A 504-nucleotide genomic window follows, 5' to 3' on the forward strand; every position below is an offset into this window, starting at 1 on the left:
GCTGTGGTGTCGGAGAACTGGTTCAGGATGGAAGCAATGCGCTCTTTAGCATGCATTGGCATCGCAATGTATACGTAATCGACTTCTCCTCGTTTTGCCCGTTCTAACGCTTGGTTTACCGCGCCTTTGATTGGGTATTCGGATCTAGGCAATCTGTCGCTAGAGCGTTCGTCATAGAAGCCGTCAAATAGAACACCATGCTCGGTGTGGTTTTGAATCTCGTTGGCAAGGGTAATGCCGTGAGGGGTCTGGCCGATGATGATAGCGGTGCGTGTGTTGAAGCCCATTTTTCGCAAAGAGGCCAAAACGGTACGAAAGGTCACTCGCCACGCCAACAGTAATGCCGGCGTAATAGTAACCCATAACGCTAAGATACTGCGGTCAAACAAAGGGTAAACGTCTGAAAAGTAAAGCACCATGAAAAGTAGGGCGCTTGTCATTAACCACGCCCTGCAAACAATAAACATGTGCTCTCTAAATGTGCTTGTCCGCCATGAGCGATAT

Annotated in this window: 1 pseudogene; it reads right to left on the reverse strand. The window is 48.8% G+C overall.

The annotated features are described in order from the left end of the window. Nucleotides 1-504 (reverse strand): annotated as a pseudogene (locus R7O13_RS31335) (undecaprenyl-phosphate glucose phosphotransferase); the annotation flags it as partial.

The sequence above is a fragment of the Vibrio sp. Y176 genome, from assembly GCF_033438945.1.